The organism is Enterococcus devriesei, from assembly GCF_001885905.1.
In the GTDB taxonomy this organism is placed as follows: domain Bacteria; phylum Bacillota; class Bacilli; order Lactobacillales; family Enterococcaceae; genus Enterococcus_A; species Enterococcus_A devriesei.
Genome location: NZ_JXKM01000002.1, coordinates 279760 through 297951, shown reverse-complemented (window position 1 = coordinate 297951; position 18192 = coordinate 279760). Strand labels below are relative to the sequence as shown.

Below are 18192 nucleotides of genomic sequence, written 5' to 3'. Positions count from 1 at the left end.
TCCCCTTGCCCCAAAAAAACGTAAACCATCGATCGAGATTCTATTTAAAGCAATATTAATTTTCGTAAACAGTATTTTTTCTTCAATTTCTATAAAATCGTTCTAAATCTAATTACTAGAAGTATGTATAAATTTTTTGAAATAAAAGTCACCTTTTTTTCATAGGAAGTCCATTAAAAGTTTGTTATCATAGGGATGATAATAAGTTTAAAAGGAGAATTTTATGCAATTAAAAAAAGTAATGATCAGCGCAAGCTTAGTTTTAGCACTTGGCCTATTTACTGCTTGCAAAAGTGATAGCGCAACAAATGATACAAAGGAAAGTTCTGCAAAAACCACTGAATCCAGTGTAAATCTAAATAAAGTAGCGTTGCCCCAGCTTGATAACAAAGTTACTGATGATGAGTATCTTGTAGAGTTAGTAACGACTGAAGGGAACGTTAAGATCAAATTGTTCCCTAAACAAGCCCCTAAAGCGGTAGAAAATTTCGTTAAGCATGCAAAAGATGGTTATTATAAGGACACTCCTTTCCACCGCGTGATCAAAGATTTTATGATTCAAGGCGGAGATCCTAAAGGCGACGGTACTGGCGGCGAAAGCATTTGGAAAAAAGGCTTCAAAACGGAAACCTCTAACCAGCTTTATAATATTCGCGGTGCTCTTTCAATGGCCCGAGCTGAATCTCGCAGTAGCAATGGCAGTCAATTCTTCATTGTTACCAACAAAGAAGATGTTAGTGATGGTTTAGCGATCCAGTATTACCCAGAGAAAATCATCGACGCTTACAAAAAGGGCGGCGCTCCTCAACTTGATGGTGAGTATACGGTTTTTGGTCAGGTTACTGAAGGCATGGACGTTGTCGATAAAATCGCTGATGGTGAAGTTAAAGATGGCGGATCTGGCGAAAAATCAACCCCAACCGATCCAGTAAAGGTTAGCGAAGTAAAAGTATTGCAAGAACCTAAATAACAAGTAAGAGGCTCGCCATTACGGCCAGCCTCTATTTTGTATTTATTTTTGTTCTTTATCCCCCACGATGAAGGTGAATTCACATTCGGTGACCGTTTTATCTTCCACCGTTGCCCACGCTTTCGCTGTTCCAACCGGACCTTTAATTTTTTGGATATCAAAATTCAAAAACAAAGTATCGCCTGGGCGAACAAATTCTAAAAAGTTGGCTTTGTTGATGCCGCCGATGTAGGCGGTCTTCCCTTCAAAGGCTGCGGATTTCAAAATCAGTAAGGAACCTGCTTGCGCCAATGCTTCAACAATTAATGTTCCAGGCATAATCGGTTCGCCAGGGAAATAACCTTGAAAAAAATCTTCGTTCATCGTTAGATTTTTCATCGCCGTAATATGCTTCTCATCTTCAAATTCTGTGACTGCATCTAAATAGTAAATGGGAAAGCGATTTGGGATCGCAGCCATAATTTCTTCGACATTCATAATTTTTTCCATTTTGCACCTCAATGAATATTTTATTTGATTATCAAACTATCATATTCTAATGGTTTAATCAAGGTGTTAACGAATATCTAAAAAAATAGTTTGACAATCAAAGCTTTTTCCAACATAATGAGAGCATATTATTTTTTATATTATTTAGGAGTGTGTCATTTAATGTCTATTTTAGCTGGAAAAAAAATTATCGTGACAGGTGTAGCCAATAAAAAAAGTATTGCCTGGGGATGTGCTAAAGCCATCGCTGATCAAGGAGCCGAAATTATTTACACGTACCAAAACGACCGCATGAAGAAAAATTTAGTCAAATTAGTGGGCGAAGATGCACATATGTTTGAGCTTGATGTGGCTAGCGATGAAAAAATTGCTGAAGCTTTTGCGGCAATCAAAGAAAAATTTGATACAATTGATGGTTTAGTTCATTCGATTGCTTTTGCTAACAAAGAAGAGCTTTCAGGTAACGTAACCGAAATTACCCGAGACGGCTTCCAATTAGCGCAAGATATCAGTGCTTATTCATTATTAGCTGTTTCAAAATATGCGGCGCCATTAATGACTGAAGGCGGCAGCATTGTCACTATGACTTACATGGGGTCTGAACGTTCGATTCCAAACTACAACATGATGGGTATCGCTAAAGCGGCTTTAGAAGCTGAAGTTCGTTACCTTGCAACTGAACTAGCTCCAAAAAATATTCGAGTCAATGCGATCTCTGCCGGAGCTATCAAAACCTTGGCTGTTACAGGCGTGAAAGATTACCAATCATTATTAAGTCTTTCAGAAGAACGGACACCAGACAAAGTAGCTGTGACAATTGAAGAAGTCGGCAATTCTTGTGCCTTCTTGCTAAGTCCTTTGGCAACTGGAATCATCGGTGACGTGATCTACGTTGATAAAGGTGTTCACTTAAGTTAAACAGTTAGACGTGCTGAAATTCAGCACGTCTTTTTTTGCGAGTCGGACTTTTGGCAATATCATCATGGATAAAAACTAATAATGTGCTATCACCAAGTTAACGATTAGACAGTTTAGTCCGATCGTATGCGTGACGAAGATAGTAATCATTTTTCAAGTTTTTTGAAAAATGATTTCTTTTAGCAGAGATAGCTGTCTAACTTTTCGACTGTGGGGAATGATTGCGCGTCTTAAAACAGATTTCGCTTTCTTGTGTTACACTTAAAATAAAAAGGAGCTTTTTATGAAAATCGAACACGTTGCGATGTATGTAAAGGATCTAGAGTCAGCCAAAACTTTTTTTGAAACCTATTTTGAGGCGACCAGTAATGACCAATATCATAATCCAAAAACTGGCTTACGGACTTATTTTTTAAGCTTTTCTGACGGTGCTCGTCTAGAACTGATGACTCGTCCGGAAATGATCGAGAAAGAAACAGCTGCTTTTCTTACTGGCTATACCCATCTGGCCTTTTCACTAGGTTCAAAAGAAGCTGTAGACACCATTACCGCTCATTTGGCAGCCGACGGGTATCAAGTGTTGTCAGGCCCACGAACCACCGGTGACGGCTACTACGAAAGCTGTATTTTAGGACCAGAAGAAAATCAAATCGAAATCACAGCATAAAAAAATCGTCTCTCCTTGTGAGGGACGATTTTTTTTAAAAGATATCCAAAAAGGCCATCAACATCGCATGAAAAATTCGTTTCATCGAAGAATCAATTGTGCTCTTTTGATAATGAATGCGGGCCAGAAAAATCCATAGAATCAAGAATAGGATACTTAATACTGCTAAAATATTCCAGACGATATCCATTTTTCTCCTCTATTTCTTTTCCCATCAAACTTCAAAAACCCAACCCTCAGGTGCCTCTACCGTGCCAAATTGAATACCAACTAATTCATCATATAATTTTTTCGTCACTGGACCTGTCTCTGTTTCACTGTAGAATACATGGAAGTCTTCACCATTTTGAATTCCGGCGATTGGAGCGATGATTGCCGCCGTCCCACAGGCTCCGGCTTCAGCGAATTTATCCAACTCATCCAAGCGAACATCTCCTTCGAGCGCTTCTAAGCCAAAGCGTTCCTGCGCCAAATAAAGCAAAGAATATTTCGTGATACTTGGTAAGATCGACGGTGACTTGGGTGTAATGAATTGGTTGTCATGAGTGATCCCAAAAAAGTTCGCCGAGCCGACTTCTTCAATTTTTGTATGGGTCGCTGGATCTAAGTAAATACAATCAGAAAATGAGCGATCGTGAGCGATCTGACCTGGTAATAAACTAGCCGCATAATTTCCCCCGACTTTTGCTGCCCCGGTTCCGTAAGGCGCCGCACGATCGTATTCAGAAACAACAAAGTTACTTGGTGTCAAGCCACCTTTAAAATACGGACCAACAGGCATACAAAAAACACTAAAGATATATTCTGGCGCAGGTACGATTCCGATATTCGGTCCTACCCCAATTAAATACGGTCGCAAATAAAGTGTCGCACCGGTCCCAAAAGGTGGCACGTATTCTTCATTGGCTTTGACGACTTGTTTAACAGCATCGATAAACATTTCTGTCGGTACCTCAGGCATCTGCATCCGTGCAGCACTTTTATTTAACCGTTTCGCATTTTCATCCGGTCGAAAGAGATTGATCTGCCCATCTTCTCGGCGATAAGCCTTCAATCCTTCGAAACATTCCTGTCCGTAATGGAGACAAGTCGAGCCTTCATTAATGGTGATCGTATTATCCTCTGTTAATACGCCATTCTCCCATTGACCGTTTTTCCAATGAGAAATATAGCGAAAAGGCGTCTTGATATAATCAAAACCTAATTCTTCCCATTTTATATTCACCATTATATCATCTCCTTCTTATTTAAAAGCTAGTCTATCACTTTCTTCCTTCCTTGTCATGATTTTTTAGGTTTTTCTAAAATCATTTTCTTCAGTCGACAGATTTTCAAAAGATTGTTAAACTAATTTTATTAATCTCAAGGAGTGGCTTATGTTTTTAAATGCATCTCAAACAGTAGATTCCAGCAACACGAACGTCGTCGATCAAGCAACCCAGCAGCTTAGCGCTTGGCAGAAGTATTGGCAGTCGGTTGATTGGGATCATGTCTTTTCTGTCGTTATCCAGAAAGGTATCACCATTATCGTAGTCTTAGTGCTGTTCTTTTTAATTCGTAAAGTCGGCACCTTTTTAATCAATCAATCCTTTGAACGCCAAAAGAAAAAAATGGCTGATAACGCGACCCGAATCGAAACGCTCCACGCATTGGCAGCGAATATTTTTTCTTACACGCTACTGTTCTTTTTCTTATACTCGATTCTAGATACGCTAGGTATTCCCGTTGGCTCACTATTAGCTGGAGCAGGAATTGCCGGAATCGCGATTGGCTTAGGCGCTCAGGGATTTACGAATGACATCATTACTGGTTTCTTCATTATCATGGAGCAACAAATTGATGTTGGTGACTACATTCGCCTAGTTGATCGGCAAATTGAAGGCACGGTAACTTCTGTAGGAATCCGAATGCTGCAAATGAAATCCGCTGACGGAACGGTTCACTTTGTTCCGAATCGTAACATCACGACGATCAGTAACCTTTCTCGCGCTCATATGCAAGTCAAAGTAGACGTTCGAATCCAACCGGATGAAGGCTACGACCAAATTAGTCAATTAATTGACGAAGCAAATCAAAAATTAGCTGAACAATTTAAAGCTGAGATATTTGACGGTCCCGATCTTTTTGGGATGGTGGATTTAGGCAATAGTAATTATGCGATTCGAACAATCATGTATGTGACGAATGGGAAGCAATACAAATTGCAGGAAGAGTTTTTGACAGCCTACGTAAAGACACTTCATGAACATGGCTTTGCCATTCCAAGCAATCCAATTTTGACTGGAAAATAGCAAAAGGCGACGTATGAATTTTTCATACGTCGCCTTTTTATTCTTTGATTAAGTGTTACCAACTAGCTTTTTTAACACCAGGAATATGTCCTTGATGAGCCAACTCACGGAATTTTATCCGGGACATTCCAAATTTACGCATATAGCCTCTTGGTCGGCCATCGATTTGATCGCGGTTTTTCAAACGATTGGGATTTGAATCGCGTGGTAATTTTGCTAAACCTTCATAGTCGCCTGCGGCTTTTAACGCTAAACGTTGCTCTGCATATTGTTGGATCAACGCCTGTTGTTTTTGCATTTTAACAATCTTTGATTTTTTTGCCATATCATTGCTCCTTTTCATTTTATTATTTAATCGAGCTTAATCGTAATCATTTCATTTTAAACACTTGATAAAAATAGCACACGGGCTTTGTGTCTGTCAATTGTTCTGTATCGGAAACAAGTAAGCTGACTTGTTAAAGCAAGAAAAAAAGACCCTTTCCAGGATCTTTTACTTTGGTGAATGGCTATGCAGTAAAACCTTCGTCGCTGCCTGACTTTTTCTACCTAAAGCATGGAAGGTATAATTTACTGCTTTTAAAATTTCTCGTCGGGTCACAATACCTTGAAAAATACCGGCCTTGTCAATCACTGGTAAAAACGCAGAATCAACCACGAGATGCAATATATCTTCCAAGTCGGCATCTTCACGCATGACAGCAACATCGGTTTTCATCACATCAGCCACGCTATATTCACTTAAAGTGGATGTATCAATACCATCGATGCCCATCATTTTTTTTACAATATCATTCAAGCTCAATAAGCCAACAAAATGATCTTCTCTATCCAACACGGGGATCGTTGAATAGCCCGCTTGTGATAAAAGCAAGAGCGCATGTTCAAGCGGATGTTCTTTCATCACGGTCGCAACATTCTCTCCTGGGATCATCATGGTTTCTTTATGGTCCTTCATCAATTGTTCAACTGTGGGACTAATCATATGGCGCCTCCGTTCTCATTTACTCATTCTCATTTTACCTTACCTAAAAAGGGAAAGCGTTATTTTTGCTAATATTAAATAAAAATTACAAACTATCGAGAAAAATCTGCAGCTAATTCTTCAATGGCTTGATGGGCGCGGTTATAAAATTGAATATGGTAACCCGCCTCTTCGCTGTCGATAATTGCATAGCTGGGAATTTGTACTGGTCCCCGTGGCTGCGAAATACTGCCAGGATTCACGAACAGCATTTTTTGATCCATTTCTGCAACGGCTTGATGAATGTGACCGAATAACGCGATATTTGCTCCCGCTTCTTGCGCTTGCAAGGACAGCATCGTCAAACCAAAGCGCACATTTGACCGGTGTCCATGCGTCATGTAGATCACATCTTGTCCAATAGTTACGACTTGCTCCATTTTGTATTCCGGGTCATAATCGCAATTTCCGCTGACAACTGTAAAATGTTCCCACAGCTCGTCACTGGCTTTCAACTCTGAATCTCCGCAATGGAACATATGATCCACTGTTCCGACATAGCGATTAACGATTTCTACCAAAATATTACGATCACCGTGATTGTCGCTAACGACTAAATACTTCATTCATTTTCCTCCAACCAGTTCTTCCAAACTTTTTCTAGCTTTCTCACAGCCATTCCTCGATGACTAAGTTGATTCTTTTCTTCCCCTGTCAATTCAGCGGAGGTTTTATTAAATTCCGGTACGATAAACAATGGATCATAGCCAAAGCCGTTATCCCCTTGTGGGATGCGGCCAATCCGACCATTCCAGTCTGCCTCAACTACCAAGCTTTCTTTTTGCGGTGCCGCAAAAACTAAGGTGCAATGAAAATGCGCGGTTCGCTTCTCATCTGGCACATCGGTCAATTCATGTAACAGCTTAGCGTTATTTGCGGCATCACTTTTCCGTTCTCCTGCAAAGCGAGCAGAAAAGATGCCAGGCATCCCGTTTAATGCATCCACTACTAGACCAGAATCATCGGCTAAGACTGGCTGTTTAATCAGCTGAGCAATCGTTTCAGCTTTTAAGCGCGCATTCTCTTCAAAGGTCTTACCGGTTTCCTCAACGTCTGGTAGCTCTGGGTAATCCAATAAGGTTTTGACTTGATAACCATCTTTAGCAAACATTGCAGCAAATTCTTTCGCTTTTCCTGGATTTCTCGTAGCGATCACGATAGTTCTACCTTCAGTGGGGGCCACCGCTTCATAGAGCGCCGTTTTTTGTTCAGCAATCAATTCCTCAATCGCTGTTTTACCATGTAAAATCAACGCGTTCAACTCGGTATCATCAAAGGTCCCTTCTTCTCCGGTTCCTTGAATCTCAACAAAGCGGCCTGATTCGGTCATGACTAGATTCATATCCACCGCGGCAGCAGAATCCTCTTGATAGTCTAAGTCAGTCACTACAGTCCCGTCAGGCAAAATACCAACGCTGATGGCTGCCAAATGTTCGTTAATTGGATCTTCGGTCAATTCTCCACTGGCTAATAATTTATTGATTGCTAAGCGTAAAGCAACGAATCCGCCGGTAATACTCGCTGTTCGTGTACCCCCGTCTGCTTGGATCACATCACAATCCACAATAATACTGCGTTCGCCTAATTTTTCTAAATCGATCACTGCTCGTAAGGAACGACCAATCAAACGTTGGATTTCCATCGTACGACCGCTTAACTTTCCTTTCGCGCTCTCTCGTCGATTACGCGTATTCGTTGCTCGTGGCAACATACTGTATTCTGCTGTGACCCAGCCTGTCTCACTACCACGTAGAAACGGCGGTACGGAGTCTTCCAAGGTCGCAGAACAAATCACCTTCGTGTCACCAAAAGCGATCACTACAGAGCCTTCAGGGTGCTTAAACACGTTTGTCTCAATTGTTATTGGTCTTAATTGTTGGACACTTCTTCCATCATGACGCAAATTATTTTCCTCCTAGTTCTTATAAGAAAGACTGCACGATCATTTATTCTCCTAAATCAATATGGAAAACATTTAAATTTTCAATTTGCAGCCATTCGTGGGCGATATCTTTAAACATTTTAGGCGATCCTGTTGTATAAAAGGTGCGCGCCTTTTGATTTGTTTGTTCGTAATTATTTAAGTTGAAATAATCTAGTAAGGTGCTGACATCGTTAACCGTTTCTGCACCAGAATCAATCAAGGTGATTTGTTGTCCCATCACGTTTTGAATGATCGGACGCAGCAATGGATAATGAGTACAGCCTAAAATCAATGTGTCTAAATTTTCTAATTTTAAAGGCTTTAACGTTTCAGAAACAATTTTCTTCGCAACAGAGCTTGCGAATTGATTACTTTCGACAACGGGAACAAATTTCGGACAAGCTAAACTGGTCACATATGTGTCAGGTGCTTTTTCCTGCAATTCATTTTTGTAAGAATCACTTTTTACCGTGCCTAAGGTTCCGATCACGCCGACACGACTATTGTTGCTGGCTTTTAATGCCGCGCGGGCGCCAGGCTGAATTACACCAATTACTGGAATATCCACGCTTTTTTTGATTTCTTCCAATGCCACCGCTGTTGCGGTATTACAAGCAATCACTAACATTTTGATGTTTTTCTTCAATAAAAAACGAGTCATTTGCCAAGTAAACTCAATGACTTGTTTTGGGGGTCTGGGGCCATAAGGACAGCGTGCCGTATCCCCAACGTATAAAATTTCTTCATTTGGTAATTGACGCATCGCTTCTTTTACAACTGTCAGGCCGCCAACACCAGAATCTATAAATCCAATTGGTCTTTCGTTAGACAATACACTCATCCTATCTAATTCAAAGTATCACCTTATTTTCCACTTTTTAGCGAAATAATTCAAGCCTTAGAATCCCGCTGCGAAAAAGCGTTTCCTTTTGCAGCAAAATCAAATGGTGCTACACTTAAATTGAGAGAGGTGGATGAAAATGGATAAAAAAGAACGGACCGAAAATTTAGCCGAAAATCTAGGGAAAGTTTCAGCCGGCGCACGAAACGAAGACCCAGCAATCAAGAACACAGAACATGAAACAGAAATAAAGAAAGATGAAAGCAAAGAAAAAGAAGAACCTAGCATGTTAGAAAAACTAGGTAAAACACAAGCCGGTGCAGTCTATGAAGATCCAGCGATGAAAGAAACCGAAGAACAAACTGAAAGAGAAAAAGAATAATAAAAAAACGAACCCTTCCATGTTGAAGGGTTCGTTTTTTTAATAATTATATTTGCTGGATTCTAAAACATTTGATAAGAGTGACAGCACATAACAAACCACAAAATACATCGCCGTCATAGCAATAAACATAGGAATCACATAATTAGTATTTTGTCCGTAAATAATTTTGGCGTTGTGCATCAGCTCTGGTAAAGAAATGATCACCGCCAATGACGTATCCTTGATCAATGAGATCAACTGACTCAAAATTGCCGGCAGCATTGATTTAAAGGCTTGGGGCATAATGATCAAAGTCAACGTCTGAACATAGGTCAGACCTGAGGACATCCCCGCTTCTGTTTGCCCACTAGGCACCGCGTTCAATCCCGCTCGGAAGATTTCTGACAACATCGCTGATTCAAAAATCGTCAAAGCAGCTACCGCGGCCCAAAAAATATTCAGTTTGATACCGATCTGGGGCAATGCAAAATAAGTAAAGAAAATAATTAACAATAGCGGCAAGTTTCGAATGATATCAACAATCAGTCCGACAACTTTTGACAAGACTGGGATACCACTATAACGAACCGTCCCCGCAATCCCTCCGAGAATCATACTAAAAATAATTGAAACCACAGAGACTTGAATCGTCACCCACAGCCCATCTAGAAGGAAACGCATATTAATCCATGAAAAAGCTCCACTCATATCCACTTCATCCCTTCCTTTCTAGGCCTTCGACCAGCGCTTATCCAAAAAGTTCATTAGATAAGACAATGGCAGCGTTAAAATTAAATAGAACAACCCAACAATAATATACGTGTCAAATGTGTTAAAGGTATTGCTGGCAATCAGATCTCCTTGGTACATCAAATCTAAACCAGCAACCATCGCTAAGATCGAAGAGTTTTTGATCAAATTGATAAACTGATTCCCTAACGGCGGGATCACAATTTTAAAAGCTTGCGGTAAGACAATATAACGCATCGTCTCTGCATAAGAAAAACCTGAAGACAAGCCCGCCTCTGTTTGACCTTTCGGTACCGTCTGAATCCCTGAACGGACCGTCTCTGCGATAAAAGCGGACGTATAGATCGTCAAACCAATCGTCCCTGCTTGGAAACCATCAAAGCTGTAAAAATACATAGGTGCAACGACATAAAAGAACATGACGATAATCAGCAATGGAATATTTCGGAAGAATGCAACATAAGCCTTGGCTAGTCGTCGAATGATTCCGTTGTGGGACAGCTGTAAAATAGCCATTAAGGTCCCAATGATCAAGCTGAAAACCAGCGCCAATAAACTAGCGTATAGCGTGTATTTAAAGCCGTTAACAAAATCAGCTGAGTACGTTTGAAATAAATTCGCCATTAAAATTGCGCCCCCTTTTCCGCACGACCTTCTGCATCTTTAGGGAACCATTTTTCAAAAATCTGGTTATACGTTCCATTGTCGTGCATCTTACGTAAAGCCGTATTAACTTCTTTTAAGAATGCATCTTGACCTTTGTTGATGGCGATTCCATACGGTTCGTTCGTAAACGTTCCGCCAGTCAATTGATAATCGTCATTTTCTGAAGCCATCCCTAAAAGGATCGCGTTATCGGTGGTCATCGCTTGACCTTGTCCCGATTGCAAAGCAGTAAAGGCTTCTGCATAATTTTCCAACTCCAAAATTTTTGCGTCAGGCGCATGCTTGCGGATGTTGATTGTTGAGGTTGAACCTTTGACCGCTAATACTGTATCATTACTAGTTAGATCTTTGATATCTTTAATGTGGCTACCCTTTTTAACCAGTAAAGACTGTCCCGCATCAAAATAAATATCAGAAAAATCAACTTGCTTTTTGCGATCCTCGGTGATGGTCATTGTCGCGATAATGGCATCGATGTTCCCATTTTTCAGTAAAGGAATCCGTGTCTTAGAAGTCACTTCGACAAATTCCGCTTTGCCATCCTTGCCTAAAATTTCTTTCGTGATGGCTTTAGCGATATCAATATCAAAACCTTCGACTTCACGAGTCTTGATGTCCATCATCCCGAATAGGCGGGTATCATATTTCACGCCCCACGTAATGACGGGTTCTGCTTTGATTCGTGTCGCAATATCCTCATTGGCGACACTCTCTCCCTTGCATCCTGACAATACAGTCACGACAAGTAGTGAAAGGAATAGAAAGGAGACGATTTTTTTTACTTTTGACATAAAGCCGCCTCCTAATGATTGATTACTTTGCTTACAAACTGTTGCGCCCGCTCGTCTTGCGGTTTGTCAAAGAAGCCTTTAACATCTCTAGTGTCTTCTAAAACTTCCCCTTCCGCCATAAAAATAATGCGGTCCGCCACTTCTTTAGCAAACCCCATTTCATGGGTCACGACGATCATGGACATGCCGTCTCTGGCAATTTTTTTCATGACATTCAGTACATCACCGATCATCTCTGGATCGAGAGCTGACGTCGGCTCATCAAAAAGCAGCAAATCTGGATTCATCGCTAAGCCACGAGCGATGGCGATTCGTTGCTGCTGTCCGCCCGATAGCATAGAGGGATAAGAATCCTTCTTATCTAACATATCTACCCGGTCTAACAATTTTTCAGCTGCCTTAGTGGCCTCTTGAGAAGATTGCTTCAAAACTTTGATTGGAGCCAACGTAATATTTTCTAACGCGGTTTTATTCGGGTACAAATTAAAATGCTGAAAGACCATTCCGATATTTTTCCGAATTTCTTTTAGCTTAACTTCTTTACTATGTAAATTCTTCTCATTCACTAGTAGTTCACCAGAAGTGATATCTTCAAGTCCATTGATGCAGCGCAACATGGTGCTTTTCCCAGAACCAGATGGCCCGATCACTACAACGACTTCCCCTTTTTCAAAGGTTAAATCAATATTTTTCAAGGCATGAAACTTTCCATAATACTTTTCTACATGCTTAAATTCAACCATTGGCATGTCTAACCACCCCTATTCTATTCTTATAGTTTTCTAATTTTTACAAGATAAGTCTCATTATAAGCTAAGTTTTTTTAATTTGTAAAGAAAAAAACTCAACGTCAAAAAAAATTATTCCAACTCTTAGCACAATCATGTGATATTTTTTGACATCTGAACATTTTCCAATTTGAAGGAAAACTTTATAAGAGTTGTCATGAGAAGAAAAAAAAGGTAGTATTTGAAGAGACTATTGAAAGAAATTTTACGAAAAGGTGAGCTAATGAAAAACATCATTTTAACTGGAGATCGTCCAACTGGACAACTACATTTAGGACATTACGTAGGTTCGCTTAAAAATCGCGTACTGATGCAAGAAGATCCTGAAAATAAATTATTCATCATGATTGCTGACATGCAGGCGTTGACGGATAATGCAAAAAACCCGGAGAAAGTTTCATCCAACGTCTTACAAGTCGCCCTTGATTATTTGGCTGTCGGCTTAGATCCAAAACGTTCCAATCTTTTTATTCAATCACAAATTCCTGAGCTAGCAGAATTGACGATGTACTATCTCAACTTAGTTAGCGTCGGACGTGTCCGCCGCAATCCAACCGTGAAATCAGAGATCGAACAAAAGAAATTTGGTGAAAGTGTTCCGACCGGATTCTTCATCTATCCCGTTTCACAGGCTTCAGATATCACTGCCTTCAAAGCGAATCTCGTTCCTGTAGGCGAAGATCAAAAACCAATGCTGGAACAGACCCAAGAAATCGTCCAAAGCTTCAATCATACTTATGGCGAGGTCTTGATTGAGCCCAAAGGTGTCTTCCCTGAAAAAGGCATGGGACGTTTACCGGGCATCGATGGCAATGGGAAGATGAGTAAGTCATTAGGCAACGGGATTTATATTGCCGATCCTGCCGATGTGTTAGCAAAAAAAGTGATGAGTATGTATACCGATCCAAATCATATTCATGTCGAAGATCCTGGCCAAGTGGAAGGCAATATGGTCTTTACCTACCTAGATGTTTTCGGAACGGATAAAGAAAAAATCGCTGAGCTGAAAGAACATTACCGTCACGGTGGTCTTGGCGACGTAAAGATTAAACGTTATTTAATCGAAGTCTTAGAAGCCGAGTTTGGACCAATTCGTGCGCGAAGAGAAGAATTTGCCAAAGATCCCGAAGCGGTCATGGAAATTTTGAAAAACGGCAGTGAAAAAGCCCAAGCAGTTGCTGCCCAAACCTTAGCTGAAGTGAAACAAGCAATGGGCATTAATTATTTTGCTTAAATTTTTTTAGATACTAAAAACGCTGAGACAGTTTCTCTGTCTCAGCGTTTTTAATTTGCTTCTATTATGGATTGCAAAACTTTAGTGAAGGCAAATGCATCATTGAAAGGTTGTACGTATTCGAAACAAGTCCCACCATTTTCCATAAAATAGCCGCGATTTTCTGCATTGATCTCTTCGATGGTTTCTAAACAATCGGCGACAAAACCAGGGGTGATGACTAAAATATTTTTAACATGTTGACTCGGTAACGCTTTTAAGGTTTCACAAGTCATTGGCGTCAACCACTGGCCCGGACCAAATTTTGATTGATAGGTATGGATATAGGGAACATTACCAATCCTTTCCATCACCTTTTTAGTGGTGTGCTGACATTGTATTTCATAAGGGTCGCCTCGTTCAATAGTGGAGACTGGAATGCCGTGATAAGAAAATAGAATCATATCAAACGTGTTTTCAACTAAGCGCTGTTTTAGATTTTCGGCTAATAGATCCAGATAACCTTCATTGTCATAAAAGGAGCTTGAGATCTTAAGGTGAGGAATTTCTGCATCTTTTTGATACATTCGGCTAACTTGATCATAAATCGGCGCCACAGTGGTCTCTGAATATTGCGGGTACAATGGTAGGATAAATAATTCCGTCATACCTAAAGCTTTCATTTCATAGATTGTTTCTTGAATGCCCTGCTTACCATAGGTCATGGCAAACCGTACGATTGTTTCAGGCATTTGTGCTTGCAACAGCTCTGCTTGCTTTTTCGTATAGACCCACAATGGTGAACCCTCTGTTTGCCAAATCTTTTGATAAGCCTTAGCAGATTTTTTCGGCCGGACTTGCAGTACGATACCGTGAAGAATCGGCAGCCAAAGACTGCGGGGCCAAGTGATCACACGTCGATCAGAGAGAAATTCAGCTAAATAGCTTTTGACCGCTTCTGGCGTGGGGCTTTCTGGCGTACCTAGATTGACTAATAATATTCCTTTTTTCAAAATCAAACACCCTTCACATTTACTTCTACTTAAAACTATAGCAAAAGAAACCAAAAAAAACACCCGCGAACTGAATCACGAGTGTAAAAAATATTTGGCTTAATGATATAAATCAAAACGTCCTTTTGACATAACCTCTTTAATACCGCCCGTTTCGAATAATGAACGGTCCATGATGGCTTTTTTAATGAAGGAAGCCGGATAAGCGGTTACCTCTGTCTTACCCACCACACCAAAAGCATGCGTATTTCCAATAGAAGCAACTGAACCTAAAGACTTGAAGGAGAAAGGCTCACTTGGTTTGCCTTTCATTTGGTTCAAGATGTCCTTACCAGCATACGAACCCATTTTCAAAGCAATTTGCGCGGTCGTTGGGTACGGACGATTGCTTGATGGGTCCATCACCGCGGAAACATCTCCTAACAGATACACGTCATCATGTTTAGGATCCGTCAAATTAGGTTTAACCATTACCCGTCCGCGACGTTCTTCAAAGCCTGAATCACCGATCACATGACTGCCGCTGACACCGGTAGTCCAAATAATCGTTTTAGCATTAAGCGCCACTAAATCATTTTCGTTATCTTTTGAATTTTGGTAAACCACTGCTCCGGGCTCAACTTTTTTAATAGGTTTGCCGGTCAAAAGTTTAACATCCCATTTGTCTAAATATTTAAGACAGTATTGACCAAGCTTATCACTGAACATTGGCAAGATTTTATCAACGGCTTCAACACAATAAATTTGAATATCTTCAGGTTTTACACCAGCAATATCAGCAAAAGCTTTGCTGCCTTCGACCAACGCCCCAACTAATTCGATCCCGGTAAACCCAGCACCGCAAACCACAATGCGCAAATATTCTTCATTTTTGGTTTCTTTATACTGCTTCATTTGCTCGATAATATGTTTGTGGACTTGATCTGCTGTTTTAACATCCACCATTTCTAAAGAGTTTTCTTTCACCCCAGGGATACCAAATGATTCAGATTGAAAGCCTAAAGCCACGATTAAATAATCGTAAGGCAAGGTTTGTTGATCCACGTAGACTTCTTTTTTATCAGAGTCAATTTTTTCAACGTTTCCTTGGATAAAAGTTGTTTTTTTAGTATCAACCACATCTTTGATATCGTAACAAATCTTTTCATCCTTTTGCGTCCCTGCAGCGACTTCATGAAGACTTGTAGACTCGTAATGATAGCTGTTACGATCGATTAACGTAATATGAATATCGGCTCCTGATTTTTGTAATACATGCAAGGCACGCAATCCAGCGTAGCCCGCTCCTAAAATGACGATTTCTTTCATTTTGTATCTCCTCCTCGTTAGTATGAATCATGACACTAAAACTAAAATAGAAAAGCTAGTGCAAAGCTGATAACTTGGGCAGCAGCTCCAACAGCCAAAATCCTAACTGCACAAATAAATGTTTCTCGTTTGACCTGCTTTGCTAAAAACAAACGAACTTGTTGGTAAATAAACGGCGCCACAAAAAAAGTCCCCAGCATTGTCCATGGGGCAATTCCGATCATAACTGAGAATAGAATGGCTAGAAAAGCGCCGATATTCAAGCCGACAAATAAATCGAGGGCTCGTTGCTTTCCTAAATAATGGACCAAAGTAAAGCGATTGTTTTTTTCGTCTTCTTCTAAATCGCAGATATTGTTCGCCAGCATCAAGTTCGCAATCCACAAAGTATTCGGCAGTGAGATCAAAAACAGTTCTCCTACCGTGGTAAAATTCCACTGCAATACTTCATAGGTATTCAAATAGACACACAAACAAGTAATCACAAAGCCCATCGTGATCCCGGAGAAAAATTCTCCTAAAGGTAAACTAGATAAAGGTTTCGGTCCAGAGGAATAAAAAATCCCTACACCATAACAGAACAGACCCATCAATAAAAAAGGCCAGCCTACTACAACGGATAACCCGACACCGATTATCGCCGAAAGCAAAATCATTCCCACCATCAGATTGAAAACAACTTTCAAATCCAAATTTTCTCTGCCGATGATATTGGTCTTTTCACGATAATCGTGGATTTCGGTAGCATGGTGATAGTCGTTATAATTGTCAAGAATGTCCACCGCCATATTGAATAAAAACATCGCGATAAAGAATAATAGAACGAGACCAAGATGCAATTTGTGAAAATTATACAGACTAAAACAAATCCCGATAAAAAAAGGCAGGACACTCGCAGTCTTCGCTTTAAACTCCACGAGCTCCAAGAAAACGGTTAAATTCATTTCACCCAACTTTCTACTATTTTCTTTTCAACTTCATTATGCTATTTTTACACTTTTAGTTCAAAAGATTTGCTTAGCCCTCATGTGTTTTTTCTCACGAAATATTAATCGAGCATTCTAGTAGTTTTTCTAGCGGGCATAGGCTAAAATAGAATTGAAAACGTTGTTAGAAGGAGCTCCTATGTCAGACTATTGGAATGATTACCCTAAAATAAAAAAAAATCTCATTCAAGTAAAGCACGAAATTGCACAAAGACTTGTTATTAATAATCAATCGATTGAAGAGGCCATCACAAAATTTTCTTCTACTGGAGGAAAAATGATTCGTCCGGCACTCTTTTTTCTTTTCGCTGATTTCGGAGCAGAAAAAGACCCTGAGCAATTAATCAAAGTCGCTGCTTCCCTTGAATTGTTGCACTCGGCTACCTTGGTCCATGATGATATTATTGATGACTCGCCGACTCGTCGTGGCAGCGCGTCGATTCAATCACGTTTTGGCAAAGATGTTGCAGTTTACACAGGAGATTTTATGTATACCAGTTATTTTGAGCTCTTAGCGGAATCCATGAGTCAGACCCCTTTCCTGCTAAAAAATGCCCAAACGATGAAAAAGATTTTACAAGGTGAATTGACGCAAATGACTTGCACCTTCAATCCCGATCAAACTGTGGGCGATTATTTACGGAACATCAACGGCAAGACCGCTGAATTGATTCGTCTAAGTTGCCAAGAAGGAGCCTACTTTGGTGGCGCGGACAAACAGCTACAAGCTCGCGCAAAACGAATCGGATCTGCCATTGGCTTAGCCTTTCAAATCTACGATGATATTTTGAATTTTTCCTTGGAGCTTGGAGATGATCAAAAGCCGCTTTTGAGCGATGTCCAGCAAGGGATTTTCACCCTGCCATTACTGATCGCCCGTGACCAAGCACCAGAAATAATTCGACCTTATCTTGATGCTCCAGATACATTGACAAGAGGCGAGCTGATTCAATTAGCTACTCATGTAGATCAAACAGGTGGACGCTCAGGTGCACTAGCTTGTGCAGAGAAATTCACCAATAAAGCGTTAAACGAGATTCAACAGCTACCTACTGGAAATAGTCGTGAAGTGTTAAAAACAGTCGCAACCCAATTATTAGAACGAAATTATTAGTTGCGGCGGTTGAGCGAAACTTTTTAAGCATAAAAAAGGAGCAGAGGAATTTTCCTCCGCTCCTTTTATCTTTAC

Annotated in this window: 22 protein-coding genes; 7 read left to right on the top strand and 15 right to left on the bottom strand. The window is 40.4% G+C overall.

The annotated features are described in order from the left end of the window. Positions 1–223 precede the first annotated feature (223 nt). Positions 224–970, top strand: coding sequence for a peptidylprolyl isomerase (locus RV00_RS04015; RefSeq protein WP_071861314.1), 747 nt, complete (start codon positions 224–226; stop codon positions 968–970). 42 nt (positions 971–1012) lie between these two features. Here the strand turns inward: RV00_RS04015 and fabZ are convergent, their stop codons facing one another. Further along, positions 1013–1459: a 3-hydroxyacyl-ACP dehydratase FabZ gene (gene fabZ, locus RV00_RS04010; RefSeq protein ID WP_071861313.1), complete on the bottom strand. Its 447-nt coding sequence runs from the start codon at positions 1457–1459 to the stop codon at positions 1013–1015. Positions 1460–1621: 162 nt separating this feature from the next. Here fabZ and fabI point away from each other — a divergent pair, with 162 nt between their 5' ends. Beyond that, positions 1622–2377 carry an enoyl-ACP reductase FabI gene (gene fabI, locus RV00_RS04005; protein WP_071861312.1) on the top strand — a complete coding sequence of 252 codons (756 nt, stop codon included), beginning with the start codon at positions 1622–1624 and terminating at the stop codon, positions 2375–2377. Positions 2378–2660: 283 nt separating this feature from the next. Continuing rightward, positions 2661–3044: a VOC family protein gene (locus tag RV00_RS04000; protein WP_071861311.1), complete on the top strand. Its 384-nt coding sequence runs from the start codon at positions 2661–2663 to the stop codon at positions 3042–3044. 34 nt (positions 3045–3078) lie between these two features. Here RV00_RS04000 and RV00_RS16355 read toward each other — a convergent pair whose 3' ends face one another. Both RV00_RS16355 and RV00_RS03995 read right to left on the bottom strand, forming a co-directional pair. Further along, positions 3079–3234: a hypothetical protein gene (locus RV00_RS16355; protein ID WP_169818926.1), complete on the bottom strand. Its 156-nt coding sequence runs from the start codon at positions 3232–3234 to the stop codon at positions 3079–3081. A gap of 24 nt (positions 3235–3258) precedes the next feature. Next, a complete protein-coding gene (locus tag RV00_RS03995) occupies positions 3259–4272 on the bottom strand; it encodes a branched-chain amino acid aminotransferase (RefSeq protein WP_071861310.1) in 1014 nt (337 codons plus the stop codon). 148 nt (positions 4273–4420) lie between these two features. Here RV00_RS03995 and RV00_RS03990 point away from each other — a divergent pair, with 148 nt between their 5' ends. Continuing rightward, positions 4421–5335 (top strand): mechanosensitive ion channel family protein, encoded by a 915-nt coding sequence (locus RV00_RS03990; protein ID WP_071861309.1) that lies wholly within the window; start codon positions 4421–4423, stop codon positions 5333–5335. A gap of 55 nt (positions 5336–5390) precedes the next feature. On the opposite strand, the gene rpsN is transcribed toward RV00_RS03990, so the two are convergent. The 5 genes from rpsN to racE all read right to left on the bottom strand — a co-directional run bounded on the left by rpsN (position 5391) and on the right by racE (position 9124). Next, entirely contained in the window at positions 5391–5660 is a 270-nt protein-coding gene (rpsN, locus tag RV00_RS03985) for a 30S ribosomal protein S14 (protein ID WP_071861308.1), read from the bottom strand. Positions 5661–5828: 168 nt separating this feature from the next. Next, positions 5829–6320 (bottom strand): cyclic-di-AMP-binding protein CbpB, encoded by a 492-nt coding sequence (cbpB, locus tag RV00_RS03980; RefSeq protein ID WP_071861307.1) that lies wholly within the window; start codon positions 6318–6320, stop codon positions 5829–5831. Between the two features lie 92 nt (positions 6321–6412). After that, a complete protein-coding gene (locus RV00_RS03975; protein WP_071861306.1) occupies positions 6413–6925 on the bottom strand; it encodes a metallophosphoesterase in 513 nt (170 codons plus the stop codon). After that, on the bottom strand, positions 6922–8262 hold the full coding sequence (rph, locus tag RV00_RS03970) for a ribonuclease PH (RefSeq protein ID WP_071861305.1): 1341 nt from the start codon (positions 8260–8262) through the stop codon (positions 6922–6924). The genes RV00_RS03975 and rph overlap by 4 nt, the downstream gene beginning before the upstream one ends. A gap of 43 nt (positions 8263–8305) precedes the next feature. After that, complete coding sequence (racE, locus tag RV00_RS03965) at positions 8306–9124, bottom strand: glutamate racemase (RefSeq protein WP_311899483.1); 819 nt, start codon at positions 9122–9124, stop codon at positions 8306–8308. A gap of 139 nt (positions 9125–9263) precedes the next feature. On the opposite strand from racE, the gene RV00_RS03960 reads away from it, so the two are divergent. Beyond that, positions 9264–9506, top strand: coding sequence for a hypothetical protein (locus tag RV00_RS03960; RefSeq protein WP_071861303.1), 243 nt, complete (start codon positions 9264–9266; stop codon positions 9504–9506). A 39-nt stretch (positions 9507–9545) separates the two neighbouring features. Here the strand turns inward: RV00_RS03960 and RV00_RS03955 are convergent, their stop codons facing one another. Genes RV00_RS03955 through RV00_RS03940 form a run of 4 tightly spaced genes read right to left on the bottom strand, consistent with a single transcriptional unit; the run spans position 9546 to position 12444 of the window. Then, on the bottom strand, positions 9546–10202 hold the full coding sequence (locus RV00_RS03955) for an amino acid ABC transporter permease (protein WP_071861302.1): 657 nt from the start codon (positions 10200–10202) through the stop codon (positions 9546–9548). Positions 10203–10217: 15 nt separating this feature from the next. Beyond that, the gene (locus RV00_RS03950) at positions 10218–10862 is read right to left on the bottom strand and encodes an amino acid ABC transporter permease (RefSeq protein ID WP_071861301.1); all 645 of its coding nucleotides are present in this window, start codon (positions 10860–10862) and stop codon (positions 10218–10220) included. Beyond that, the gene (locus RV00_RS03945; protein WP_071861300.1) at positions 10862–11695 is read right to left on the bottom strand and encodes a transporter substrate-binding domain-containing protein; all 834 of its coding nucleotides are present in this window, start codon (positions 11693–11695) and stop codon (positions 10862–10864) included. Before RV00_RS03945 ends, RV00_RS03950 begins: the two co-directional genes overlap by 1 nt. A gap of 11 nt (positions 11696–11706) precedes the next feature. After that, on the bottom strand, positions 11707–12444 hold the full coding sequence (locus RV00_RS03940) for an amino acid ABC transporter ATP-binding protein (RefSeq protein ID WP_071861299.1): 738 nt from the start codon (positions 12442–12444) through the stop codon (positions 11707–11709). Positions 12445–12706: 262 nt separating this feature from the next. On the opposite strand from RV00_RS03940, the gene trpS reads away from it, so the two are divergent. Beyond that, positions 12707–13717, top strand: a complete 1011-nt coding sequence (trpS, locus tag RV00_RS03935; RefSeq protein WP_071861457.1) for a tryptophan--tRNA ligase — start codon at positions 12707–12709, stop codon at positions 13715–13717. Positions 13718–13767: 50 nt separating this feature from the next. Here the strand turns inward: trpS and hemH are convergent, their stop codons facing one another. The 3 genes from hemH to RV00_RS03920 all read right to left on the bottom strand — a co-directional run bounded on the left by hemH (position 13768) and on the right by RV00_RS03920 (position 16961). Continuing rightward, on the bottom strand, positions 13768–14709 hold the full coding sequence (gene hemH / locus RV00_RS03930; protein WP_084133233.1) for a ferrochelatase: 942 nt from the start codon (positions 14707–14709) through the stop codon (positions 13768–13770). Positions 14710–14808: 99 nt separating this feature from the next. Then, positions 14809–16017 (bottom strand): NAD(P)/FAD-dependent oxidoreductase, encoded by a 1209-nt coding sequence (locus tag RV00_RS03925; RefSeq protein ID WP_071861298.1) that lies wholly within the window; start codon positions 16015–16017, stop codon positions 14809–14811. 41 nt (positions 16018–16058) lie between these two features. Continuing rightward, positions 16059–16961, bottom strand: a complete 903-nt coding sequence (locus RV00_RS03920) for a prenyltransferase (RefSeq protein WP_071861297.1) — start codon at positions 16959–16961, stop codon at positions 16059–16061. Positions 16962–17142: 181 nt separating this feature from the next. On the opposite strand from RV00_RS03920, the gene RV00_RS03915 reads away from it, so the two are divergent. Next, a complete protein-coding gene (locus tag RV00_RS03915; protein WP_071861296.1) occupies positions 17143–18117 on the top strand; it encodes a polyprenyl synthetase family protein in 975 nt (324 codons plus the stop codon). Positions 18118–18192 lie beyond the last annotated feature (75 nt).